Consider the following 26,547-nt stretch of genomic DNA (forward strand, 5'->3'; position numbering starts at 1 on the left):
TCACATGTAGAGCCAAATTTTTTATAGTTCTATCTGCTCAGAATTATTGAGCTTTGATGTAAAGATCTTTTGAGTAGATCTTCTCTTCAGCGTTGTTCGCTGGGAAACCACCAACTTCAGTTGATAGTAGACGAGAACGTACGTACTGGTAGATTGGAGCGATAGGCATTTCTTTCGCCATCATCTTTTCAGCTTCTAGGTAGATCTTAGTACGCTCTTCCTCAGAAGTAGATTTCAGCGCTTTTTCAATCAACGCATCGTACTCTTTGCTACCCCAGTGCTGACCACCGGTAGTGTTCGAGCTCACCATTAGAGTTAGGAATGAAGTTGCTTCGTTGTAGTCACCACACCAGCCAGCGCGTGCTACTTCGAAATCACCTTGGTCTTTAGAAGATAGGTAAGTTTTCCACTCTTGGTTTTCTAGAGTAACTTCTAGACCAAGTGTTTTCTTCCACATTGAACCTAGCGCTACCGCAATCTTCTTGTGGTTTTCGTTAGTGTTGTATAGAAGGTTGAACTTAAGTGGGTTATCTGGACCGAAGCCAGCTTCTTCAAGAAGACGTTTCGCTTCAGCGATACGATCTTTCTGAGACATTTGACCGTAAGCAGGCAATGTTGGGTTGAAGTTAGCTGTAATTTCCGGAGTTAGGAAATAAGCTGGCTTCTGACCTTGGCCTAGAATCGCATTTGCTACGATGTCACGGTCAATTGCGTAAGAAATCGCTTTACGTACGCGTACATCATCAAACGGCTTTTTAGCTGTGTTGAATGAGTAGTAGTAAGTACATAGGCTGCCTTCCACTGATACTTCTTGTGGGTGCTCTTTCTTAAGACGCTTGAAGTGCTCTGTAGGAAGAGTAGAAGTGAAATCGATCTCACCAGATAGGAAACGGTTCATTTCCGCTACTTGGTTTTCGATAGGTAGGAAAGTGACCTTATTAAGAACCGTTTTGTCGTTGTCCCAGTACTGGTCGTTACGAGTTAGCTCTAGACGCTCGTTCACTACCCAGTTGTTTACAACGAATGCACCGTTACCAACGAAGTGCTCAGGTTTAGTCCACTGATCACCATACTTCTCAACTGTCGCTTTGTGAACTGGCTTCATCGTTGTGTGGCCAGTCATCATTACGAAGTAAGGAACCGCGGTTTCAAGCTCAACAACTAGAGTGTGGTCGTCTGTTGCTTTAACACCTAGAGTGCTCTTGTCCTTTTTACCAGCGATGATGTCTTTCGCGTTCGCCATCTTGGTGTATTCCATGTACCAAGAGTATGGTGAAGCTGTTGCTGGGTCTACAGCACGTTGGAAGCTGTATACGAAGTCACCGGCAGTTACAGGGTCGCCGTTTGACCATTTAGCATCTTTACGTAGGTGGAAAGTGAATGTTTTGTTGTCCGTTGTTTCCCAAGACTCCGCAACACCAGGGATAGTGTTACCGTCCGCGTCTTGGTTCACCAAGCCTTCTAGAAGATCACGAATCACGTGAGACTCAGGAACACCCTGAGATTTATGCGGGTCGATCGTCGCAACTTCAGTACCGTTACCACGAACTAGTTCTTGTTTTTCTGCTAACTTAGTTCCTGCAGGGACATCTGCAGCGAGTGTTGCGGTAGAAGTAGCGGCCACTGCCAGACCAGCACCCAGAAGAAGGGCTTGAGTGATTTTGTTCTTATACATGAGTAAAACTCCAAGTTTTTCATTTGCATCCATGACTTCTTCGTAAGGCCACTAGAACGGACAGTGATTTAGATCTGTTTAGCGCAAAATTTAAGCACAAAAATCTAAAACCCTACAAAGATTGCAGCACACATTATCAATCATCGGTGTAATTTGCCATAAAAATGTAGCGAAAAATCGTTTAATTCTCCGACCAGTGCAACATTTTGGTAAAAAACACTACTAAAGAAAGGATTTCCAGTTTATTAGAATAAGAAATTCTTCAGATTTAGATTGAAGTGCCGATTCATCTAATAAGGCGCTAGTTTTTAGCATCTTATTCTAAATATTGTGCAAAACTTTTAACAAAAGTTATGTAAGCGACATAACATTTAACTACTTTCCTCTTACCAAAATAGCATTCTGTGAAGTTAATCACTCTGTTGCACAAGTAATGTGCTCCATGCCCCATTTTGGTCCGATCGCCTCAAAATACCCAAAACATTAACATCTTGATAACAATAGTTAAGTTTATAAAAAATATGGATTTTTAGTTTTTTCTTAGCTTTTTTTAAGCTTAATCATTTGTGAGAGAGGTACATGCGCATTGATATACCGCTACCCCCACAACTGTATAGGCACCTCTATTATGAGAAAGCTCAATATACTAGCTGTATCACTATCTGCCGCATTTATACTCGCTGGCTGCGATGGTGAAGAAAGCACAACAGAAAACATTGCGGTAGAAGTTCCTTTTGCATTAAACGATATCCCGATGCCAAATGATGGCTATGGATACGATGACGATGGCTCCATTTCCCTACCCGATGAACCATCATCTCCTCAAAGTTACTCGACTAATGAAGAGTACGAGGCCTACTACCAGAGTTTTGAAACCAGTTACGCTGCGGTTGACGGTTGGGGACTTTGTGTTGAACCAATAGAGATTCCACTGGATAGTGTAAATTCAGGTCAGGTGCCCGCTATTGACCAGTCTTCGCTGGATGGGAATGTACTGCTAATAGATAGTCAGACAAACAACGTATTTGACGGCGGACTCAAATTATCTAGTGATGGTCGGAAATTGGTTGTTGAATGTGGATCTGCACTTCAACCAAGTACTACATATCACCTCATTGTCACAAGCGGTGTGAAAACAACTGAAGGTATCTCTCTCCAAGCATCAACTGCATTCACAGAGCTGTTAGATGCCAATCCAGAAGATATAGATGAGAAGCAAACCAACCTACAACAACTTACTAAAGACGCTATAAGCGCATATCAGGAGTTAGGTGGTGCAAATGGTATCGCTTACGCTGCAACGTTCAAAACTCAGAGCAGTTATGCAGGCATCGATAACATTGTTCAGCAAACTCTTGAAAACAAGCCTTCTCTAGATCTAGAAAATCTAACTGTAGAAATTAAGGGGACGGTTAAAAAGTACGCGGTAGTAACCGGCGCAACACTCACCACCAATAACTACCTTCCTTTCACACAAGACATAGCCAATAGAGAAAGCTGTGTACTAAACAGCTACGATCCTATTGCTGGTTGCCCATCAATGTTTAAGTGGATGGCTGGTGAGAATGGCGAACATCTGACTCAAAATTTCTTTGAGAATGGAGGCAAAATTGACGTACACGAAGATCCTACCACTTTGATTCCTGTAGATTTTTATTTGCCTGATCTCTTCACAGATAAAAACGAAAAACTGCACTCAGCAATTGCTAAACAGTACATAGAAAATACAGCGAATCCTACAGTTTTATTTATTCATGGTATCACCGGTGACCGTGGCTCTGCGTCCCTAGTCGCCAAAGACTACGTTACAGGTATAGGCAAAAAATATGTATTCGCTGCTATCGATATGCCTTATCACGGTGATCGAATCATTTGTGACACCTCAGGCTACAGTGACGATACAACAATAACTTACTGTCCAGGACCAGCATTTGGTAAGCCCATTAGTGCTCGAGCAGACAAATCGTACTTTATCAATATCACGTCTCCATTGGCTCTTCGTTCCAATATTCACCAGTCGGTCAGTGACTTTATCGGACTAAGATCAGCCCTGAACTTTGGTGAGCTCTCTGGCCGAGAAGCGCACCTAGTTGGCGTATCGCTAGGAGGTATTATGTCGGTTATGACAACAGAAGCCACCTATGACCAAGATAGTAATCCGATAAGAAAACTGCAGTTCGAAACCGCTAACTACGCGGTTCCAGGCCAAGGTCTAGTTAACCTGACTCTGTCATCACTAACGCTTGGTTCGGAGATGGAAGAGTCAGTCAAGAAATCAGCGGATGTTCAGCGCGCCATCGCAGAAACCTTGATACCTAATTTGTGTACTGTTGAAACAAGCAATGAAGAGTGTATCACTCAGCTCAATAACCATAGTGATCAGTTGAGTGACAGTATTGAAATGCTGGAAGACGAGATTTATGACGCTCTAATTCCAGTTTTAAAGCATGGTGTCCAGCAAACAATTGATGGGGCTGACCCAGCAGGCAAAGTCGCTCGCCAACGCGAAGCCAAGCAGCCAACTTTGCTTATTGAAGCTGTTGGTGATTGTGGTACCGAATGTGAAGTCGGCGAATACATGCCTGATACCGTAGTTCCAAACAATGCCGATAACAATATCATGACGGGGACAGATCCGCTGATTAGTGCTCTAGGTCTTGACCCAATTTTGGAGACTACAAGCAATGCAAGCGGAATACGAGGTGTCATTAAGGCAACAGTTGGTGGCCATGGTACTTTCCTATTCCCATACGAAGGCCCAATGGATGAAAGTGGATTACCATCCACAGAAAATCTTGGAGATGTTGAAAGTTCACGCAAAACGCAACAAGAAGCCGTTTTGGATATGGTCAAGAGTAAGGGAACCGATATTGTTCTCAACGAAAGTGATGATTACATCAATATCGTAGATGAACATGAAGTTGAAAAGGACAATTAATCCATGAAAAAGCTCGTAATCTACACATTACCTCTCGTTGCTCTGCAAAGCCACGCCGCTGGCTTCCAACTTAACGCGCAATCTGCAACTGGCTTGGGCCGCGCATACGCGGGTGATGCAATCATTGCTGATAATGCCTCAGTTGTAGCGAAAAATGCTGCTGCTATGAGTTTAATCGACAAGCCGATGATCTCTGTTGGTGCAGTGAATATTGCCAGCCAGGTAGACTTCAGCAATATTCGTTACACGCCGCCTAGTTCTACGACACAGGAAATTGGCGATACTGGGCTGGATAACAACACCTTTATTCCTAATGCTCACGTGGTTTACCCATTAGAGGGTACAAACTGGACGCTAGGCGCGACGGTTCACTCAAACTTTGGTACCGACGTTGAGTTTGAAGATAGCTTTGAAGCTCCGATCTTTGGTGGAAAAACTTACCTTAGCAGCATCAATGCTGGCTTTTCAGCGGCCTTCCAGCTAAATGAAGCTTGGTCACTTGGTGGTGGCATCGATATTATTTACGGTGAAGGCGAGATATCTCGGACACCTAACAGCGCTAACCCTCTGCGAATTGATGCAGACGGCATAGGGCTTGGTTTCAATCTAGGTGTAGCCTATGTGGTCGATGAAAACAATCGATTTGGTTTGTCATACCGATACAGCCCTGAGCTAACAGCCGAAGGCGATGTCTACGCTTGGGAACAAGGTAAGACTGATAGTGTTGATATTCCCCTTCCGGACATCATTGAGTTCTCCGGTTACCACAAACTCAACGCTAAGTGGGCCGCACACTACAGCCTACAATACGTCGCTTGGTCTGAGTTTGATAAGCTGACTTCAGAGAACTACAGCGCATCGATCAAAGATTACGAATGGAAGAATGCAGGCCATGTTTCTGTTGGGGTTACGCATTATCTAAATAAGGACATCGAGTTACGCGCAGGCTACATGTATGACCTTTCACCTGTCGACCAAATCAGCTCACTGTCTATTCCTGACACTGACAGACACTGGTTTACATTCGGTGGTTCATACGCAGCAACGGATCAGCTAACGCTGGATCTGTCCATTGGTTACCTGACTGGTGAGCAAGCGGCAATCAATGAATCTCAAACTGTTGTTGATGAATACAACATCGAAGCAACGGTCAACACCAGTGCTTGGTTAGTTGGAGCTCAGTTGAACTACGCGTTCTAATCGGCTCAGCAAAAACAACCATTCAAAGCCAGCGCAATAAGCTGGCTTTTTCTTTCCTGCGGTTAGGCAGGCTATTTATATAATGATAAACTTAAGCATGAGCTATCGTTATCTTCTGACTCGGTGAATAATGCCCCCATTCTTTGTGCTAATTGTCGCAATTTTTATTTCCACTCTCCCCCTGCCCGCTATGTCAGCGTGCAATATCCAGACAGATAGCGATTATCTCTACTCACATACGAACGCCAAGCAAAAGGCAATGCTGACCTTTTACTACGACTCACTTTGTAAACCAGGACAAGTCGACCTTTCACATATTGAATTGCCGCCAAACGCGTCTGCGTCTGAGCAGGCTCTTTATTACTTTGGCCTCAAAAATCTTCGTAAATATGAAGGATTACAAACGCCTCGCATACCCGATTTGCTTTCACTCGGCGACGACAGTCGTATTGAATGGGTCAGTGCAGAAGCAACACTCAACAAAGCTATTCACTTAATCGAGTCTGATCTACTTTTGGAAGGGGAATTCTTACTGCATGAAGTCGTCCCGATTGCGAGAGACATTGGTTATAAGCGGCTATTGGGTCGTACCTATCGTTGGTTGGGTAACGTTAAGATTCAGCGTTCGAATCTTAAGTCCAGTCTCAGTTATTACAAAACCGCATATGAGGTGATGACAGAGATTGGAGACAACTTTCAGACCACAATGACGCTCAATAATATTGCCACTGTCTACATGCAGTCTGAAGAATGGAAACGTGCTAATAAATACATCAAGCGTGCATTGGATCTTTATCAAAAACACGGTTATGACAATAGCTTGTTTGAAGCCATTATGTACTCAAATGCCAGTGCCATCTATTTTGCGTTGGGCAAAGAGGAGCGCTCGGAACAATACATGTTGAAAGCACTCAAGGAGGCCGACAAAACTGGGTCAAACAAGATTAAGTTTTCAACATTATCAAATATGTCACAGCGTTACAGTGACGTTGGAAACTCACAAGAAGCTTTAAAACTCGCCAGAAAATGTATTGAAGAAAGCCAGGTTCTCGATACCAAGTCAAACATCACCTTAGCCACATGTTATGAAGCCTATGCCGAGGCCAGTTTTGTCGCTCGTGACTATCAAAAAAGCATCGACTACGCCAAACAAGTCATCGAAGTACTGCATACCTCAGAAAGCAACGAAGTGGTTTGGGAAATTCAAACTCTGGAGACATTGGTCAAAGCTTATGAGGCGCAAGGAGATTATCAACAAGCTTTGGCTTACATGAAACAACAATCACAGGTACGTCAAAACTTCTATCGGCAGACATACGACGACGAGATTCTGAGTGAGAAAAATGCTCTGGAAAGGCAATTAAATAAACGGGAAATAGAGTTGCTTGAGGCTCAAAATGAATTGCAGCAAACCAAGCTGCGGTCTCAACGTACCCGTGAGATTCTATTTATTACCCTGTTTTTCGCATTAGCATATCTTGTCATTCGACGCCTGTGGAAGATGAAGCGAATTACTAAAGAGCTAGAGAGTCAAAACACCACGGATCCACTCACTGGCTTAGCTAACCGTCGCTATATCGAAAACTGGTTGTCGCAGTCTGATAATGTGCAACAACATAAGTCTTATGCTCTGAGTGTGATCGACATTGATCACTTCAAGCAATTCAACGACACTCACGGCCATGACGTGGGTGATACTGTACTCAAAGCAACGGCGAATCAGTTAAAGAACAATACTCGCAGCCATGACATTATCGCTCGCTGGGGCGGTGAAGAGTTTGTCATGATCATTCCTATCGATAACGTACATACAGTTGAAGAAACCTTAGAAAGGCTTAGAAAGAGCGTTGAAAGTCATAAGATTCATATCGATGAAGATAGCCTTGCTGTAACCATTTCAGTCGGAACTCAGCTGTGCCATTACCAAGACATTGAAACGGATTGGGATCGTGTTTTTAGAAAAGCAGATAAAGCCCTATACCAAGCGAAGCAGAGTGGGCGAAACAAGTGTATTACGTTCCATTATCAAGATTGACGGAAAGAAATGTTTATTGGCAATTAACCGACATCAATAGCTGTTCAACGTACTCTGAGTTACGTTCTATCCAAGTCTTCGCAGCCCCTTTAACATCAAAATGTTCGACATCGACTAATGTAGCCGCCAACGCGATATCTCTATTGTTAAGTTGGAAGCGTTGAACTACGTCGTAAGCGCATTGAGAACGGCTTTTAAGCTGATTGGAAATCGCTATCTTCAGCCAACCACCCGATGGATTACCACAATCCCACAAATACTTGGGATTTGATCCCCAAGAAGGATCTTTTTCACACTCATGTGTATAGGTAGGGAACTCAATAAAGCTTCCCGAATACACAGACTCAACCCAGTTGGGCGTCCAATTAAAGATAAGCAGAGGTTTTTTGTCTTTAACATATTGATGGATTTTCTGATTAATTGCTTGCCCGGTTGGTAGAACAACGACTTTAAAGTTGAGATTAAGGGCACGTATTCTAGCGTTGTCGGGTTTCTCCCAAGGCCCCGTATAAAAAAGTACCGACTTGCTCACCCTCTTCAGAAAATACAGAAAAACACGACTCCAGCGCCTCCCAATCAGGTAGACCGGGGCACAAAGATTCAACATAGTCTGGATACCACCATTCCTCTCGGGTCTTTGCTTGATGGGTTGTTCCCTCTTCAATCAAAGATTTGTCCAGCAATTCTTGGTATTGTGGCCCCATTGACCCTTCCCAAACCTCTACCTGAATATCCGCTTTCCCTGTACTCAAGTACATCCATTGTGGTGTTGAAGGAATGGTGATGACTTCAGTATCGACGTGCTTTGACTGTAATATCTCTGCCAACACGTGTGTGAGGACACGCTGACTTGACCAGTCAAGCTCAAGCAGCCGGACGGTTTCAGCACCAACACTAGATGAACAACAGTAGGTTAAGCCGCAGAAAATCGATACAGCGTTTATCTTCATAGCAACAGACGAACAAATCTTCATATATAAAGATTAGTTCATCCGTTACCACGTAGTGATTAAAACAGCTGTTCTATGGGTCCTTATACGAATAAGCGGCAATACTCATCAATTTGCTTTCGAGATGTATATGGATTGAGAAACACTGCCTTCTCACCCGGCAAGGCTATACAGTGTCCTTGAAAGTCGTAATCTGTATGAGCGATAGATTCGACCCAGTTTGTATTCAGCCCTTGCCCTTGCCGCTTAAGAAAATGATTGCGATGAAACAAAGTATTTTGAATCAACTCATCAACTGCGGCATCACTGTTCTTAATTGCGAGCTCACGTTCAAAGGCATGGAGAACGGAAGGCGTATGCTTTGGGTATAACCTCAGCGCAACCGCCGGGCCATGGTTACCTGCACATACCACCTTACAACCGGGTAACTGGCCCAGCCTCATTCGCAAATAGTTCGCATTCTGTAGGCCATGAGCTAATACTACTTGATAGCCTTCCTTGCCGAGAAATTGCATCGCTGAATAAGCAGAAAAAACACCTGCGGCCCCTCGCGAGCACTCGATTGTCGATTGCAGGTGGGTCTTTTGTTTGAGTTGAGATTCAAAGTAAGAGAAGTAGCTCGGTTCCTGCCGGAGAGCTTCAAAATCCTGCTTATCTCGTACCATCAATAAGCTCGAGGTATAAGGTGCGTAGCCCCACTTCTGAAAGTCGACGGCAAAAGAATCTGCTTCTTTCAGACCAGCCATCATTTTCTTTAAGTAACGCAAACTGGTCAGCGTGGCACTATTGATCGACAAAGGATTCGCTTGGATATCGTAGTCAAGGAAAAACAACAAACTCCAGCCTACTGCCGCATCCACATGGATATGAGGAGAGCGAACGATTTCATGCTTTCGGCACAAGCGTTCTGACAGTTGGCGAACTTGCTGAATGTCATCAATCGCAAAGGTATCAGTGGTGCCGCAAGTGAGCATAATCGTCGGCACCACAGTTCCCTGCTTAAAGCATGTCTCTAGTTGCCGTTCCAAATCATCGAGACAAATTTGGTTATCTCGATTGATACGAACCCGAATGACCTGCCTATCAAGATCAATACCCAGTAAAGACAGGTTGGTCATATTTGAATAATGACCAGACTCTGAATTGAGCATACAAAATCGGCGACCTGCCACCCCTTCAGACTTGGACTTTGGGAACGTTTTGCGTAAACCAAACAAGTAGCCATAAAGATTGCAAAACGTGCCGCCTTGCGTAAACAGGCCTCCAGCAGTTTGAGGATCATAACCAGCTAAATGAGCAATCTGGCGGACTACCATTTTCTCCAGCTCCACGGCCATGCCCGCATATTCGCTATAAACCAAATTGGGATTTTTCATCGTTGCGAGCATCGCTCCATGGATCGCCGGATCACAGGGTGTTGAAATGACATTCTCAACCGATCTTGGATCCTGCCAGTCTTTACAATGATGGGCCACAAATAACGCTAGTGGATCAAACGCATCAATAGGAGCATTCATTCGGTCAGGAATATCTTCACGTTCGCGAAGTGCTTTTTCCAGCTGACGATAATCTTCAGTAGAAAATGGAGAGTTTCTACTTGCAAGCATGCTCACTTCTGGGGAAGCAAACAGAGGCCATAACCGTTTATCACGACTAAAAAAACGGCGGATCACCTCATTATATTTCTCTACATAACAAGGTGATAACGCGTTCGCTTTTAAGCCATCTTTCTCGAGTGTTGCTGCATGATTCATACATCACCTCCTGGTGGCTTAAAAGTGTCATCGTAATTTAAAGTTGGCGACTAACCTTTCTAGTTCATGGTTGGATTCACTCAGCGATTCTGTTGCTGAAACTGTCTGCTGGCCGCTGCTTACTAGCGATTCAACGATCTCTCTAATCGAAAGCATGTTGCGGCTTAGCTCTTCTGCAACCGTACTTTGCTCTTCGGTTGCAGCCGAGATCTGTGTGCTGACATCATCAATCTCTTTGACTGAAACTGTCATCATGCCAAGGCTTTCAGATACCTCTGACGTTTTCTCAGCAGTAGACTGACACTGATCTTTGGTTGCTTCCATAGCGCGAACCACACTCTCGGTACCATCAAGTAGCTGACTGAGCATATCGGAGATTTCTGTTGTACTGTTTTGCGTTCTTGCAGCAAGTGCCCTAACCTCATCCGCTACTACGGCAAAGCCTCGGCCTTGTTCACCAGCACGTGCTGCTTCTATCGCCGCATTAAGCGCCAGCAAGTTAGTTTGCTCCGAGATTTCACCAATTACGGTCAACACTTCGCTAATGCGATTCGCATCCTGCTTCATGCTGACAATACGGTTTGCCATATCATCCACTTCCGTCACCAACGCGCTCACCGTTGATACTGCGTTATTCACGATATCCAGTGACGATTGTGCCTCTCCACTGGCGGCTTCGGTGATTCGATTGGATTGATGAACATTTTCGGCTACCGTTCGCGCACTTTCACTCATCTCAGTAATTGCTGTGACGACTTGTTCCGTTTCACTGGAGTGCGTAAGTAACTTGGATTCATTCTCTTTCGCGGTTTGACCTAACTGAACCAGACTAGAAGAGATGCTTTCACTGGCATTTGAAATTTGTAACATCATCTGCTGAAGGTTTTCTACAAACTGATTAAAACCCTGGCTGATCTGCCCGAGATCATCGTTACTGCTCACTTCAAGGCGCTGGGTTAAATCACCATTCCCCTGAGACAGATCCAATACAGCAGACTTTAGGCCAAGCAAAGGCTTGTAGGCATAGTGAAGAATGACAAAGATAGCGCCAAAACTGACAAGGAACAGCAAAAAGCCCGTAATGATTGATTCTTGCTCGGCTTTGTCAACGTGCGCTAACGCTGTGGCTTGGTCGACGAATACCATCAGAGTCCAGTACATGTTGTCTGTCAGATTTACTCTCTGGAAATAACCATCAAACTGAATACCAAGGTAAGGAAAAGTCAGATGACCATTTTGCTGACTGCTGAACATCCGCTCCATCTCAATAAAGTTCGGACTCACTTGAGAAGGTGTCCGACCGATATCATTAGGATCATCACTGGCAAAAAATACTGCGTTCTGATCAGTCAGCGTTGCCGCCCCACCAGCAAAGCGCATGTTGCTAACCGTACTGATGATTTCACCTAACTGGATATCACCAAGCAATACACCAACAACCTGACCGCCTTGTTCAACGGGCATGGTCGCACTGACCACTTTTTCTCCAGTAACTTTGTCTTGATAAATATCCGTCAATGCCACTGAGGAAGCTACTTTTGCCGCTTTGTACCAATCACGAGTTCTGAAGTCGAATTGATTGCTACTCTCGACAGACATAAAGTTCCGTCCATCTTCATAGGTCATGATGACATTGGAAATCCCTGTGCTTTTGGCAAGTAGATTGACCAATTTCTGATTATCAGCATCAGACAAGCTAGGGTCGAATTGCTCTGCACCAGTCGCAATTGCATTGATACGAAACTGCATCAATTGTTCGAGTTCGGTCACATGGAAACTCAGTTTGTTTTGAGTTTCATTTACCAAGGACGTGACCATTTTTTCTTTCATAGATAGGATGTTAAGCGTGCCAAGAACAATCAATGAGATCGTCACCAGCAAACCCACACCGAGATAGATACGCGTTTTAAAACCTATATTCATTACGCCTCCTCACTACATGAACGAGCGATAAAAAGAACGTAAGGATGAATTCCGGTCTGCATTTTAATTTGTATATTGGTTGCTGAATTATCAGCAAATCGTGAGCTTGTGCCCATCATCAAACCGTCTATACACCCAGCCAACACAATTACCTTAGCTTGATATCACAAATATATGCAACCATTATTATATAAATTTATTATCTTTAAAAAGGAAGAAGCGACGAGAAAATCGGGGAAGTCTATATTCTTTTACAATTTAATTCAGTGGCTTAAACAATATAAAAGCTAGATAAGATGGCCCCATATAGAGCCATCAATAATTTGCTCTTAGCGTGTAGAGGCTTCAAGCGTGACGCCATTAAACGAAGAGTATCCATTTAGCAAAACATGGTAAGTACCCGGTGTGGCATTACTGAATGTACAAGTTTCGCTATTTCCATAACGGTATGGTCGGCAGTCCCAATTCTGTTTACTGGCTTCCGAACCAAACTTAACGTAAAGATCCACATCACCAGAGCCACCGGAGGTCTTAATATCAAGTGTTTTAGAAGAAGTCAGTTCGAAACTGTACGCGACCTCGCTGCCAGTTGCTCCCGATAAGCCAGTCACTGGCACACCATCCTGAAGGACGTTATCAGTAGGAGGAGGTGTTGTTCCACCAGATGCATTGCCCATCTCGACTGCGTAAGCAAGACCAAGCTTAGTAAATTTGGTTGCGTGAGCACCGGTGGGATCCGAATTCTCTAAGGTGTCCTGTGAAGTGTGAATCTTAGGGTTGTAGTCATTAAACTTTGACTCAAAAGGCATCGCAGCAGAATACCCAGCGTTGTGCCAAGAAGCGTGGTCTGAACACGCATAGCCACAACGATCATAGCCATAACTCAACGCTGGCAGATATTCGTCAAGCAAGTTAGCTAAGAACTGAGTCAGGCTGCTGTCAGTGTAATCGGTAATGAAGACGATATCTTGAGCAGAGCCTTGATAGTTGGTCATATCCAACTGAAGGGCAGACACGACATTTTTACCCTGAGATTTGTAGGAGTTGGCGATATCCTGAGAGCCACGCAGCCCTACTTCTTCTGCTGCGTAAGCCATAAAGGCCATCGAGCGTTTAGGCTTGAAATTGTTCTCAGCCAGAACACGAATTATCTCCGTCACACTTGCGATGCCCGACGCATCATCGTCAGCACCGGGGGCAATTGTGTGTTCATCCGTTCTTGAGCCAATAGTGGAATCTAGATGACCACCAATCACAACCCATTCATCAGGGCTTTCTGAACCCTGAATCGTCAAGATCACAGATTTCTGGTTGTAACCTGAGTGAGAGAACTGCTCAACACTGGCATTAGACAACCCTGAAATCAAGGAGCGCCACTCGCTGGCAATCCAATCAGACGCTTGCGCACCAGAGGTGGTAGTGTAAAAACGGTTGTTGAAGCTCGTCAGCGAAGTGATTGTGCCAGTGATCTGCGCCGAATCCACTTGCGGCAGCCATGCATTAACGGTTGTTTGTTGAGAAATATCAGGGATTGCAAAAGTATTGAGGGCCAGTGGCATCGCGCTTGCCGCCATTGCACTCTGAGCGGAAGGGTGAACCATGTAGCCCCCACAACGATGATGCTCTTCATGCATGTTGTGAGACAATTCTGCTAGTTCCGTTTCATCAACCTGCCCGACCCAAACACTCCCACTGCTAGCCAGTGAATTCGGCAGCACAGCTTGCGCCCCTGATTTCGCCACTGTTTTGGATGCATCAGCACCGATTGATATCCATACTTTGTCTTCTGCGTGTGCATTCATGAAAGCCGTGGAAAGCGCCATAGCCAAAAGCGTTTTAGTGTAGTTCATTATCTCCTCCATGGAGTTTTATAAAATCACCAAAACTTAGGATATTTATTTACATTTTGAGAATTATTCGATTTACATCAGGTCGTAACAATATGTTGTCACTTTTATATCAATACAGAGAATGGTTAATAAGGGCACCGAAGTGCCCCAGGCTTGACTCAGACTATTTTGCCGTTACGGACAAGGTTACGCCTGAAAAATTGCTGTAAGCATTGAGCATGACGTAAAGATCTTCACTCGCATTCACTGCATCACATGACTCCGTATTACCAGAGCGATATGGTCTGCAGTCGTAGGCACTCCTAGTTGGTTGAAGTCCTGAACGAACATACAGATCAGCATCGCCCGATCCAGATGCAATAGACACTGTGACGTCAGAAGCACGTTTATCTGAGCGAAGGACATACATTTTCTGCTCACCTTTCGCTAAAGCAAGACCAGACAACGGCGTATCTAGGCTCAGCTCAGTGATATCACTTCCTGGTTGTTCAACCATGCCATCGGGCAGAGTGTTGTTAAAATGGCTCGCCACTTTTGGCCAGATTTTACTGATTTTCACCCCTTGGTTTTCGCAGCCACCAAAGTGATGCAGCGCAATCGCTTTGTTACTGCTGGTTTTGAGCACTGGTGAACCAGAAGAGCCACCAATAGTGTCACAGAAGTAACCTGTATCGGTGTTCACTCCACGGCCATTGGCCGAAGCAACATCAATTTGACACAGTCCGGAACCATTCTGATCGCTTTCAATCGCGAGCTCTTTCGGGTTACCTGAACCGTGTTGCGGAATATAAATACCGTCACCATAAGTCGGCTCGGAAGCATCCAGACCCAGGTAACCAAACGAGGCGATCTTGGCGAAATCATCAACGGTAAACAGCGTGTAGTCCAGCTCATAGTCTGTGCTGAGCATTTGATCACCCATCACTTTGACGGTCGTAGACATCGAACCATTACAGGTCGAGCGCTGATAGTTAAACCAGACTTCGGTATTTTTCAGTTCCGTTTCACTCTCAACACAGTGGTTGTTGGTAAACATACGGTTATCCGGGCCTACGCGCCATGCGGTACATAAACTACGACCGTTAATCAATAACCTCGCGACTGGCGTTGTCCAAGCGACTTTCTCTGGGTGTGAATCTTCCCAACACGCCACATCTTTCCGCTCATTAACCCCACAGGTGGAAAGTGTCGACATCTCTTGCTCTGCCGTATCTTTACCTGCCATGTAGTAATCGAGCTCAAACTGTCCTTGCTGACCTTTAGCATTCGCTATCAGTTCAATAACAAGTGCATCGCCTGAGATAGATTGTGCAAACCAATCTAGCTGGCTGTCAGTGTACTCAACCATCTCATCCGTAGTAGCGGATTTAACACGTAAAACCGCCCCTTTTGGTAGTGAAAGCTGTTTGAAGTGCAACTTAATGAACGCAGCCCCTTCATGCTCCACTATCTGGCTCAAGTGCTGACCTGAAACACCGGTCAATTCTGCATCTGACATAGTGAATTTCACTTCATCAGCAATGACAGGCAACACTGTATCTGCCATCGCGACTGGAGTGATAAAACATGCAATAGCCAACCCAACGTTGCATAAATTTGTCTTCATTGTTTTTTCCTTTTTTGTTTATTTGTGTTGTCCCAAAAACAAACATATGCGGAAAAAACAAATAAGCAATCAATTGCATATTTGTTTTTGAGTAAAGAAAATTGAACAGGTCGTTTTATTGGGGTGAATAAAAAGGCACTCAAAGAGTGCCTTAATCAAGATATAATTTATTGAAATATCAGAGCTTAAATGTCGAAACCTTGGCCATTAATTCGCCAGAAAGTCCCTTCACTGTACCCGCTTCCTGCGAGCTTTCCCGAGCACTATGAACTAACTGATCAGCGACATCTTTAATTGAAGTAATATTCTGCGTAATCTCATTCGTTACATGGGTTTGCTCTTCAGCCGCTGTCGCGATTTGTGTCGCCATGTCACTAATGGTTTGAACGGCAGTATTAATCTCTTCCAATGCCACACTCGCCTTGTCCGCATCTTCCACAGAATGCGTCGCCAGAGCGGAACTATTTTCCATCAACTTAACGGCATTACCGGTAGTAACTTGCAGCGTATCGATCGTCGCTTTTATTTCTTCAGTTGAATCATGAGTACGCTGAGACAGCACTCGAACTTCATCAGCGACAACCGCGAAGCCTCGTCCTTGTTCACCTGCACGCGCAGCCTCAATCGCTGCATTCAGTGCCAGCAAGTTTGTTTGCTCAGCAATACCCTGAATCGTCGCCAGAACGGTTGAAATATCCTGAGAATGGCGGTTTAACTCTCCAACAACATTGCTTGCTTCTTGCAGCTCATTGGCGAGACGGTTAATGGAGTTTTTGTTCTCCAGAACAACAGCACGTCCATTCTCAGTATTTTTCGCTGAGCCTTGTGCAGAGTGAGCGGTTTGTTCTGCATGGGAAGCAATCTCGGCAGTTGCGGAAGCCATCTCTGTAACAGCCGTCGCCACCATAGTGATTTCCTGCTGCTGGTGATTGATCTCATCCACATTTCGATTAGCACGTTGATTGCTGACTTCTGATTGCTGAGACAACTGCTGGGACTGCTCGCGAATATGGGCGATGAGTTGACGCATACTGCCAACAAATGTGTTGAAGTTATTAGCAAGCTGACCCACTTCATCATTGCTGTCCACTTCAAGTCTCTGAGTAAGATCACCACTACCGTGCGCTATTTGTTCCAGTGCGTTTGATACATTCTTTAGCGGACGGAACAAAATGCCACACAACATGTTAAACAAGAAAGTACAGACAATGACCACCAAGATAGTCACTGCAATTTGTCCCCAGACTGCACTGTACAAAGGAGCCACTAACGACTCGCGATTAAGCACAGTAACTGTAATCAGTGGCGTTCCTTGAATCGACGCTGCGTAGACGACGCTTAACTCGCCATTAACGTCGGTATAGACATCACTGCCCGAGCTCATCGCCTGCTGGATAACACCGAAGTCTAAGCCAAGCTGTTGCACAGGTTGGTTTAGCAGTTTGGTATCTTTATGAGTAAATACATTACCTTGCTGATTGGCAATAAACATGTAGCCTTCACCTGGAAGAATTACTTTGTCCAACCCTGAGATAATATCGGTAATTTCTACATCTGCACCCAACACAACGTTTTCGCCACCTAGGCTGACCACGCTACCTAAAGAGACCACATTTGCACCTGTCGCCGCCGCTACCGTTGGGTTGTCCATAAAGACTTTTGACGGGTTCTTCATCGCATTGATGTACCACCCCCACTTACGCGGGTCATCATTACCAGGCGGTAAGACGACGCCATCAGCGTTCTCCTGAGAGCCGTCGGGGTAAGCAAGAAATACATTGTCCAAACCTGCTGAATTCTTCACCTGTTTGAGGTTACTGACAATCGAACTCATATTGGCATCAGGCACGATTGACGTCAGCGCCCTTTCTTTGGATTCGATCCAGTCTGATACGTATTGATTGTAAGATGCCGATGAGCTCTCAAGCCGCTGAGTCACTTCAATATCCAGACGTTGTAAAGACGCTCGAAAAGAGAGCAGCTCCACCAGCAAACCACCAACGATGATGGCAACACTGGCTGACAACGCCAGTTTGTTCTTTAAAGACAAGTTTTTAAACATAGGACAACCTTGTTTGATCATTTTTATCGTCATGCAGTACTAAGCTGTAGTTGCTCGCCTACACAATTGCAAAGATAACTCACCCGCTTTGTGCGCCCCACTTCAAGAGCAATTCTTTGTATGGTTATCACGGATTTATTTCACACTTTAAAATAAAACAATCATATGAACTATTTTTATTGCTAAATCTCAACTTAATGCTTAGGTATGAATCTGAGTAAATATTGGTAATCAAATTTATTTGAAGTGACTCGAAAGGAAAATCAGCGGCCAACAGCGCATTACTTTTCCATGCGGACAATGTGGCAAATTGACATCAAAACGACGACTTATTAATCACTTAAATGAATATTTTATAAAATTCTTGCTAGGTTGAGATCGCTGTCTGCACGTCGTAGGTGCTTTCAGATGATCGATAACCATTATAAGGAAAGATTATGAAATCTTATTTGAATGTCAGTTTTGCTACCCTAGCCGGCCTAACGGCCCTCACATCAGTCAATGTCCATGCTCATGGCTGGGTCGAATATCCAAGTGCTCGTCAGAATACTTGCTACCTAGATGGGGGGTTCTGGGACGATCAGATTCCGAATGCTGCTTGTCAGGCAGCCTTTGATCAGTCCGGTGCCTACCCTTTTGTTCAACGTAATGAAGTGGCAGCTAATGTGGCTAACTATCGAGATATGGCACACGTACATGCCATTGTCCGAGATGGCACACTGTGTAGCGCTGGTGACAGTGCAAAAGCAGGGCTAGATGTCGCTTCCCCACATTGGCAGAAAACGGCACTGTCGCTAGATGCCAACAACCAATTCGAATTGGTATTTAACGCCACCGCTCCGCACAACCCGTCTTATTGGCAGTTTTACTTGAGCAAGCCGGAATACGATAGCAGCCAGCCTTTAACTTGGTCCGACTTGGATCTGGTGGATACTGCGGGTAACGTCGCAGTCGGTTCGGATAAAAAGTACCGCATCAAAATAACATTGCCCTCTGACAGAACAGGCGAAGCGGTTCTCTATACCCGCTGGCAACGTGAAGACCCAGCTGGTGAAGGTTTCTATAACTGTAGTGACATTACCTTCAATGGGGATGGCAGCACGCCTACCGACCCGACGGACCCAACCGACCCGGGCAATAACCTCTCTGTACTTGGTTACTATGTCCCGCAAGGATTTGGGCCAGTGGAATCTGGTGATACCATTCGTTTCCGTACCTTTGATCAGAACGGCAGCGAACAGCACGATATCTCATTGGCGATCACAGCTAACAATACCAGTGAAGAAATTTGGTCTGCTGAGTTGGCTGGGCAATTTAACAGCCTGACAGCGGGGGCTTGGTTTATTGGCATCTGGCATGCCGAAATGAACCACTATATGTATGACTCTTCGAATATCCATGCAAATCAAGTCCATGCTCCAACCGCAAACTTCAGCTATCAATTGTCCTTGGTGAAAGGTGATACGCCACCACCAACGCAACCGGATAATGCGTGGTCTGCCGACAGCACTTATGAGCAAGGTGATGTGGTGACTCATAACGGCCGTCCTTGGACAGCACAGTGGTGGACACGTGGTGAAGAGCCGGGCACTACCGGAGACTGGGGTGTATGGCGCTAGTCTAGACTCTACATCTGCTTGTGCTAATCCAAATCCCCATGATTCCTTGGGGGTTTGGATTTTGATAAATCAGGCTCATAAAAGTCAGCATATCCCGTTATCTCAAACGGAAAACTAGAAGTGACACTGAAACGCGACCAAATTAAGGTTCACTTTGTTTAAAAAGCAAAGACATCCCATCTCTACTCATTACTTTTCTGCTGTGATTTAGCAAACTCAGCCATGGTTTCAACCAAATTAATCGGCATTGGGAAAATAATAGTTGAGGTTTTATCGGTCGAGATTTCCGTTAGCGTCTGCATATATCGAAGCTGCAACGCATTGGGCGCTTGATTGAGTATCTCTGCCGCTTCTCTGAGTTTATTCGAGGCCTCTAGCTCACCAGTCGCATGTATAATCTTCGCTCGCCGATTACGTTCGGCTTCCGCTTGCCGAGCCAGAGCTCGTACCATACTGTCATTGAGGTCTACATGTTTCACCTCAACAGTGGCGATTTTAATTCCCCAATCATCCGTTTGCTGATCAAGTATCGCCTGTAGATCTTTGTTCAGTTGTTCTCGTTCCGACAGCAGTTCATCCAGCTCATGTTGACCCAGCACAGAACGCAACGTTGTTTGGGAGAGCTGGCTAGTTGCATCACTATAACTTTCAATATTATTGATCGCCATTTGCGGATCTATCACCCGGAAATAGACCACGGCGTTAACGCGCACAGAGACATTATCCCGTGTGATCAGATCCTGAGTCGGCACATCTAACACCACTGTACGAAGATCAACACGTACCATTTGTTGTATAAACGGAATCAAGATTATTAGCCCCGGCCCTTTTACTTCTTGAAATCGGCCAAGGAAAAACACCACACCGCGCTCATATTCACGCAGTACTTTGAACATTTGAGTCGCTACTGCAATCAACAGTAGCGCGATCACTCCACCTGTATACATCCACATAAACGCCTCCTAGTTTTTCGCGCCTTGTTGCGCTCTCACTGTCAGCTTTAACCCTTGAATTTGGATGACTTCGACTTTGTCACCCTGCCTTAGTATTTCTTCATCTGTCGCTTTTGCATGCCATAACGCACCATCCATTCTTACCCTGCCAACACCTTCAGCAAAGTCTTCACACACCACCGCCGTTTTTCCTGTGTAATTTTCCACCCCTGTTGTGACCTGCTTACGACGCACTTTAAGTAGCAGACCAACAGTAAGAATGATGAATGCCGCGGAAAACAGCGCAATACCGAGAATCAAAGGCACCGCAATTTGGAAAGCGGGCAAACCGCTATCAAGAAGAAAGATCGACCCGAGTACAAATGCTGTGATGCCACCCAAGCCAAAAATTCCAAAGCTGGGGTTAAATGCTTCCACAACCATCAACGCGATACCGAGCAGTAACAACGCTAAACCGACATAATTCACGGGCAACATTTGCAAGGCGTACATCGCCAGCAATAAACAGATGCCACCCAACACACCGGGCAGGCCAATTCCTGGATTATAAAACTCAAGCAGTAAGCCATAGATTCCAATCAGCATCAGAATATAGGCAACATTAGGGTTGGTAATCACCGCAAGCATCTCCGCTCGCCAATCGGGTTTTCGCTCGACCCAAGCCACGTTTTTTAGCACCAGCTCTGTAGCAACGCTGTTAATCATCACCTCGCGACCATTGGCTTTTTCTATCAGCTGTTCTGGTGAAGAGGCAATAAAGTCGATCACGTTTAATTCAAACGCTTCCATCGCATCCAAACTGGCAGCCTCACTGACGGCTTTTTCTGCCCACTCGGCATTACGACCATGTAGCCTAGCTAAACCTTTGATGTAAGCTTTCGCATCGTTGATGACTTTCTTTTCCATCGCCGTTTTAGCAGGCACTTTTTCTGAGTTTTGAGGTGCAGACTCATCACTTCCCTGAGTTGAGTCATCTTCATTAGCAGGTGTGGTAGATGGCGGTGCACCGCCTCCCAGACTGACAGGCGTGGCGGCCCCAAGGTTGGTCGCTTCAGCCATCGCTGCGATATGACTGGCAAATAAGATGTAAGTACCAGCACTGGCGGCTCTTGCGCCTGAAGGGCCAACCCATGTGGCGACTGGAATGTGTGATGTAGTGATTGAGCGAATCATGTCTCTCATCGCACTGTCCAGCCCACCGGGGGTGTCCATTTTGAGTAGGATCAGCTTAACCGTTCCCGTCTGATGCGCTTGTTCTATCTCGCGAGACACATAATCACTGGTCGCAGGGCCAATCGCTCCCTTGAGCGGAATAATCCACACCTCATTGGCCACAGCCGATGAGATCGCGAGTAACCAGCTGATGATAAAAATCGATATCCGTTTCATACCACCCTCCTGTTGTTAACAAGTCTTTGGTGGTCACGCCTTAAATTATAGATACCCAGTGTGAAGGTTCATAATCATGCGTCACAAAGCAACTTATTCCGCAATGAATATGCAACACGTAAAATATAATTTTACCTTACCTGCAAAAACGTCATTCCAGATAATCGAGCGTTCGTTTATACAAGTGGCAACGTGGAACTGTCATTTTTGACTGCTAGAGTTATGTATTTGATTACATATAATTAATGTCAAAGGCTAGAACTATGGGAATCGCGTATCACACCTATATTGGCAAGCAGGTCACTCACTTGCCCAATCTCCCCTGCCGAGCGGCAGGAAATGTTTCTCTGAATACACCAGTAGGCAACTGCATCGATCGCTTCGGCCGCATCTGGCTGGCAGACACTGCACACAATCGTTTGTTGGTGTTCGATAGGAAAATGAAAAAGTTACTCGCCAGTTTTGGTTCGGTAGGAAGTGGCAGCCAACAATTTAATATGCCTTTTCGCCTTCTTCCTCACCCAGAAAAGCCATGGATTTATGTCAGTGACATTGCCAACAAACGCATCCATATCCTTGAATACAACCAAACACTAAACATTCGATCCATTCACCGCTTCGGTGCAGGTGAACCCGTTCACCTCGAGGGGCCAAATGGATTAGCGTTTTATGAAGGGAAACTATGTGTCGCTGATGAATTTTACGAAGGACCCGACAACGAAAGCCGTTTGGTCGTGTTCGACGAAAATGGAAACTGGCTAAGGGATATTAATGTCGTTCATGCACAAGAAGCGGTGCATTTTCTGTGGCCACAGGGTCTGAGCTGCGATAACAATGGCCACTTGTATATTGCGAATACTGGGTTCGCCACTGTGGTTCGCTGTGATTGGGATGGCAACCCAGTCCCATTTGCCAACGGAAAAACATACCTAGATGACATCGACCTTGCTCGCGATGTATCAGTCATTGATGACCGCATACTCATTCCCGGCGCGAAGCAGTACTCTGTATCGGTCTACGATATTGACGGGCATTACTCAGGCAGTTTAAGTGGATTCTTCTCGCCGATTCAGGTCACTAAGATGCATCAGGACGTGTTACTGATCACTGAGCCCATTCTCGCTTCACTACAAATTCATAAAGTTGATTGGTCCGACTTATCACCAGAACTACCAACAGCGACTTTAGTAATCGACCAGTTAGGTGATGAGCGGGATCGAAAAGGCCAGCTTCACTTCGTGACTTCGGTTGCCGGCGATACCTCACCAACCGCTCAAGGTGGATACACCAGCCAGTACCCTATGGTCAGCGAATGGTGGGACCAACACTTCCAGCAGCAAGATAAATGGCTCAATTCAATACATCAGCTCGATGCACCATCTTGGGTGTCGATGACATTGAGCACGCAGCTAGAATGGACGCAAAGATGGCAGCAAACCTGGGTACGTATCTTCCTTGGCGACAAATTCGATGATCCAAACCAGTTGCTTTGGTTAGTGGATGCCGGTAACTATCAGCTTCAGGCTACTGAGCGCAGCCAACCAGATGCAGCAAGACCGGGTAGCTTACCGCTTCTTCCTGGCTCTTTGGGCATCTGCTCACTTACGCCTACCACGCCGTTAATTGGTCAGCTTAACCCTGATCTCCCGTTACTGGTTGTGAGTAACTACATCAGCGGCATTATTACCATTTACCAATACGATGAATTCATCGGCGAATTAGTGCCTTTCAGTTACTTTGGTGGTTTAGGTCACGCCGACTGGCAACTGTTTAAACCTCAGGGAATCGCGGTGGATCCGATCAGCCGAGATATATACGTCGCTGACTCCGGCAATAATCGCATCTGCCGCTGGCGATTAAACGCTCAGGGGATTGCAGGCCTAGTGAGTACCTTTGGTCAAAAAGGCCATGGTGACCAAGATTTCTTTACTCCAACCGACATTACTATCACGCCAGACGGGCAAAAATACATTACGGATCAGAACAACAACCGAGTAGTCATTTATGACCGTCATGACAAATACGTAGGCAGCTTTGGCCAACAAGGTTACGGCACAGACAACGACAACTTCTTGTTGCCGACCAGTATCGATTTTGATGAGGGTAAATTGTTTGTATCGGATTTGGTCAACCGCGCGATTAAAATCTTCGATCAACAAGGCCAGTTTATCGACAGCTTTAGTGGATTTGGCGCGGATCCAAGTAAAGGTGAACTATGGATGCCCTACCTTCTCCATGCGCACAATCAAACCCTTTACTTACCTGACTGCGCTTTAAATCGCGTCAACGTGTATAAAATCAGCTAAGGAGAGCGCCATGACATCAGTATTCGACAAAGCGAAGACCAAACGTTTGAAGCAAGCGACAACTGACATTTCTGAACAATCGGTGGAGGCTAGTGACAAGCTGATTCAGCAGTACCAGTGCGTCACTGAACACTGCCTCAATCAGCCATCGTCAAAAGAAACCCGTAAAAAGCTCGAGGAGTGGCACAGTGCCCATCAGGCTCATGCCATTAATCACACCCTGTCTCCACCACATGAGAACTAAAAAAGCGAGCCGTATGGCTCGCTTTTTTATGCGACCTCTGAGACGGGTAGCCTGTCTGATATGACCTTGCCATCCTTAATCGTAATAATGCGTTTGGTACGTTCAGCCAGCGCATTGTCATGCGTAACGATAATCAAGGTTCGTCCTTCCGCATGTAACTGATTAAACAAAGCTTCGATTTCAGCACCAGACTTGGAATCCAGAGCACCGGTCGGCTCATCTGCCAAAATAATCTGCGGATCGTTAACCAGTGCTCGAGCAATCGCAACACGCTGTTTTTGGCCACCGGATAACTGATTTGGTTTATGATCGAGACGATCACCCAGCCCAACCTGTTCAAGCAGTTTAGCCGCGCGCTGGCGACGCTCTTTAGCTTTGATACCTGAGTACACTAAAGGCAACGCGACATTATCAAGCGCCGTTGCGTATTCAAGCAGGTTGAAGCTCTGAAAAACAAAGCCGATTTTCTGGTTTCGTATTCCCGCTAATTCATTAGCACTCAGTGTTGCCACGTTCTGCCCATCAAGCAAGTAATCGCCATCGGTTGGTTTATCCAAGCAGCCGAGCATATTCATCAGAGTAGATTTACCCGAACCTGAAGGGCCGAGAATAGAGAGAAACTCGCCCTGCTCAATCGTCAGTTCTACACCATCTAGTGCCCGAACTTCCACTTCACCGCTTGAGTAATACTTACAAAGATTCGTTAATTGAACCAATGCATTATCTGACATAGTGACTCCTGATTTTTTGACCACATCATTCACTTTGTAACGCCTCCATAGGTGTCACCTTAGCGGCGCGATTCGCTGGCAACCACGCTGACGCCACGCCTATGACAACCAGAGTCGCAATCACAATTGCCACTACAACCCAAGAAAGCTCTGGGACAGGTTTGCCCAAGCGTTCATAAAAAACATTGCCTTCGAGACTGACAGAACTAATTGCAGATACCAATGCGTAAGTGACTGCAAGCCCGAGAGCCCCACCCATCACCATCGTCATGAGCGACTGAACCAGATAGTGGAGCCGAATCGCCGTCGGCGTCGCGCCCACAGCCATTCGCACACCAATATCTCGGGTTGAACGTTTCACGGTAGCGTACATGACATTGGCAATACCGACTCCCGCAACCGCGAGTGTGACAAAACCAATGATGCCAAGAAAGCTCTGTAAGCCAACTAGAAACTGCTGCATGCTTTTTTGCTTCAAGAACATATCTTCTACTTGAACAATCTGCTGATCAGTAACACTGGCACCATGCTTGCGCGCTATCACCTGACGAATGGTTTTCGCTAATTTGACTCTATCAACACCACTTTTTGGTTGAACATTAATACCAGCTATATCACCACTAGTATGAAAGCGCTGCCACGTGGAGAGCGGGACAAAGCTGGAGTAATTAATGGGATCACCCTGCTCAATATCGGCACTGTTTTTTTCCAGTACTCCAACCACTGTGAACTCTTCACTGCCGATTTTGACCTTTTCCCCAACCGGATTGACTTTCAGTGTTACAGTCGCAAACCAGTTAAAGTCATCTTCTGGGTTAAACAAATCTGCAGCTAACAGATAGCCAAGTACAACAACTTTACGTTGTTCTTTCTGATCAAGCGGGTTGAGCCAGCGACCACCCGAAAGCGGAGCAAGGTTGGTCATAGCTCGAAAGTCAGTGGTGACTGCAAGTGGCTCTCGCCATGTACCGCGATCGCCAACCGTGATGCGCTCATCCCATAGTGCCGTCGGCGCTACAGCTTTGACTTCCGGCAGCGCTCTGACGACATCGGCATCATCGACTTTTAGCGTCAGCGGCTTGCCCTGATGGAACACGCCATAATCTACGGTTGCCATCCCACCTGTCAGGTAGATCAAATTGCCATTACCATTTTGCGCGGTTTTCAGCACTCCCTGGCGAATGCCCTCTCCCACAGCTAACATGGCCGCAATACATAAGGTCGCCCAAGCAACTGCCAATATTGTCAGCCCTAACCTCAGCTTTTCTGCTGCCATTTCCTGAAAAATCTGTCTCATTGGTAGCAACATTGT

General features: G+C 45.6%; 18 protein-coding genes. 6 read left to right on the top strand and 12 right to left on the bottom strand.

Features of this window, described 5'->3' with window-relative positions; all coding sequences use genetic code 11:
* Positions 1-43 precede the first annotated feature (43 nt).
* A complete protein-coding gene (locus tag VIC_RS08575) occupies positions 44-1,675 on the bottom strand; it encodes an ABC transporter substrate-binding protein (RefSeq protein ID WP_006959116.1) in 1,632 nt (543 codons plus the stop codon).
* Between the two features lie 628 nt (positions 1,676-2,303).
* On the opposite strand from VIC_RS08575, the gene VIC_RS08580 reads away from it, so the two are divergent.
* From VIC_RS08580 to VIC_RS08590, 3 genes are all read left to right on the top strand, one after another.
* Positions 2,304-4,613, top strand: a complete 2,310-nt coding sequence (locus VIC_RS08580; protein ID WP_006959117.1) for a lipase — start codon at positions 2,304-2,306, stop codon at positions 4,611-4,613.
* A gap of 3 nt (positions 4,614-4,616) precedes the next feature.
* Complete coding sequence (locus VIC_RS08585) at positions 4,617-5,813, top strand: outer membrane protein transport protein (RefSeq protein WP_006959119.1); 1,197 nt, start codon at positions 4,617-4,619, stop codon at positions 5,811-5,813.
* A 259-nt stretch (positions 5,814-6,072) separates the two neighbouring features.
* A complete protein-coding gene (locus VIC_RS08590; RefSeq protein WP_152472091.1) occupies positions 6,073-7,848 on the top strand; it encodes a tetratricopeptide repeat-containing diguanylate cyclase in 1,776 nt (591 codons plus the stop codon).
* Between the two features lie 13 nt (positions 7,849-7,861).
* Here VIC_RS08590 and VIC_RS27120 read toward each other — a convergent pair whose 3' ends face one another.
* The 7 genes from VIC_RS27120 to VIC_RS08620 all read right to left on the bottom strand — a co-directional run bounded on the left by VIC_RS27120 (position 7,862) and on the right by VIC_RS08620 (position 17,993).
* Entirely contained in the window at positions 7,862-8,380 is a 519-nt protein-coding gene (locus tag VIC_RS27120) for a glycine betaine ABC transporter substrate-binding protein (RefSeq protein ID WP_269078195.1), read from the bottom strand.
* Positions 8,325-8,798, bottom strand: a complete 474-nt coding sequence (locus VIC_RS27125) for a glycine betaine ABC transporter substrate-binding protein (protein WP_269078196.1) — start codon at positions 8,796-8,798, stop codon at positions 8,325-8,327. The genes VIC_RS27120 and VIC_RS27125 overlap by 56 nt, the downstream gene beginning before the upstream one ends.
* Before the next feature lie 83 nt (positions 8,799-8,881).
* Positions 8,882-10,552: a pyridoxal phosphate-dependent decarboxylase family protein gene (locus VIC_RS08600; RefSeq protein ID WP_006959124.1), complete on the bottom strand. Its 1,671-nt coding sequence runs from the start codon at positions 10,550-10,552 to the stop codon at positions 8,882-8,884.
* A 27-nt stretch (positions 10,553-10,579) separates the two neighbouring features.
* On the bottom strand, positions 10,580-12,475 hold the full coding sequence (locus VIC_RS08605) for a methyl-accepting chemotaxis protein (RefSeq protein WP_006959127.1): 1,896 nt from the start codon (positions 12,473-12,475) through the stop codon (positions 10,580-10,582).
* A gap of 329 nt (positions 12,476-12,804) precedes the next feature.
* Entirely contained in the window at positions 12,805-14,325 is a 1,521-nt protein-coding gene (locus VIC_RS08610) for a M28 family metallopeptidase (protein WP_006959128.1), read from the bottom strand.
* A gap of 163 nt (positions 14,326-14,488) precedes the next feature.
* Complete coding sequence (locus VIC_RS08615; RefSeq protein WP_006959130.1) at positions 14,489-15,931, bottom strand: serine protease; 1,443 nt, start codon at positions 15,929-15,931, stop codon at positions 14,489-14,491.
* 178 nt (positions 15,932-16,109) lie between these two features.
* A complete protein-coding gene (locus VIC_RS08620) occupies positions 16,110-17,993 on the bottom strand; it encodes a methyl-accepting chemotaxis protein (RefSeq protein WP_006959133.1) in 1,884 nt (627 codons plus the stop codon).
* 437 nt (positions 17,994-18,430) lie between these two features.
* Here VIC_RS08620 and VIC_RS08625 point away from each other — a divergent pair, with 437 nt between their 5' ends.
* Positions 18,431-19,612 (top strand): lytic polysaccharide monooxygenase, encoded by a 1,182-nt coding sequence (locus VIC_RS08625; RefSeq protein WP_006959135.1) that lies wholly within the window; start codon positions 18,431-18,433, stop codon positions 19,610-19,612.
* Between the two features lie 182 nt (positions 19,613-19,794).
* On the opposite strand, the gene VIC_RS08630 is transcribed toward VIC_RS08625, so the two are convergent.
* Together VIC_RS08630 and VIC_RS08635 are read right to left on the bottom strand one after the other, a co-directional pair.
* Positions 19,795-20,565 carry a slipin family protein gene (locus tag VIC_RS08630; protein ID WP_006959137.1) on the bottom strand — a complete coding sequence of 257 codons (771 nt, stop codon included), beginning with the start codon at positions 20,563-20,565 and terminating at the stop codon, positions 19,795-19,797.
* A gap of 9 nt (positions 20,566-20,574) precedes the next feature.
* On the bottom strand, positions 20,575-21,954 hold the full coding sequence (locus VIC_RS08635) for an NfeD family protein (protein ID WP_006959138.1): 1,380 nt from the start codon (positions 21,952-21,954) through the stop codon (positions 20,575-20,577).
* A 263-nt stretch (positions 21,955-22,217) separates the two neighbouring features.
* Here VIC_RS08635 and VIC_RS08640 point away from each other — a divergent pair, with 263 nt between their 5' ends.
* Together VIC_RS08640 and VIC_RS08645 are read left to right on the top strand one after the other, a co-directional pair.
* Positions 22,218-24,260 carry an NHL repeat-containing protein gene (locus VIC_RS08640; protein WP_039951650.1) on the top strand — a complete coding sequence of 681 codons (2,043 nt, stop codon included), beginning with the start codon at positions 22,218-22,220 and terminating at the stop codon, positions 24,258-24,260.
* Positions 24,261-24,270: 10 nt separating this feature from the next.
* Complete coding sequence (locus VIC_RS08645; protein ID WP_006959142.1) at positions 24,271-24,504, top strand: hypothetical protein; 234 nt, start codon at positions 24,271-24,273, stop codon at positions 24,502-24,504.
* A gap of 26 nt (positions 24,505-24,530) precedes the next feature.
* On the opposite strand, the gene VIC_RS08650 is transcribed toward VIC_RS08645, so the two are convergent.
* Both VIC_RS08650 and VIC_RS08655 read right to left on the bottom strand, forming a co-directional pair.
* The gene (locus VIC_RS08650; RefSeq protein WP_006959144.1) at positions 24,531-25,235 is read right to left on the bottom strand and encodes an ABC transporter ATP-binding protein; all 705 of its coding nucleotides are present in this window, start codon (positions 25,233-25,235) and stop codon (positions 24,531-24,533) included.
* A gap of 25 nt (positions 25,236-25,260) precedes the next feature.
* Positions 25,261-26,544: an ABC transporter permease gene (locus VIC_RS08655; protein ID WP_006959145.1), complete on the bottom strand. Its 1,284-nt coding sequence runs from the start codon at positions 26,542-26,544 to the stop codon at positions 25,261-25,263.
* Positions 26,545-26,547 lie beyond the last annotated feature (3 nt).

The organism is Vibrio coralliilyticus ATCC BAA-450 (assembly GCF_000176135.1).
In the GTDB taxonomy this organism is placed as follows: domain Bacteria; phylum Pseudomonadota; class Gammaproteobacteria; order Enterobacterales; family Vibrionaceae; genus Vibrio; species Vibrio coralliilyticus.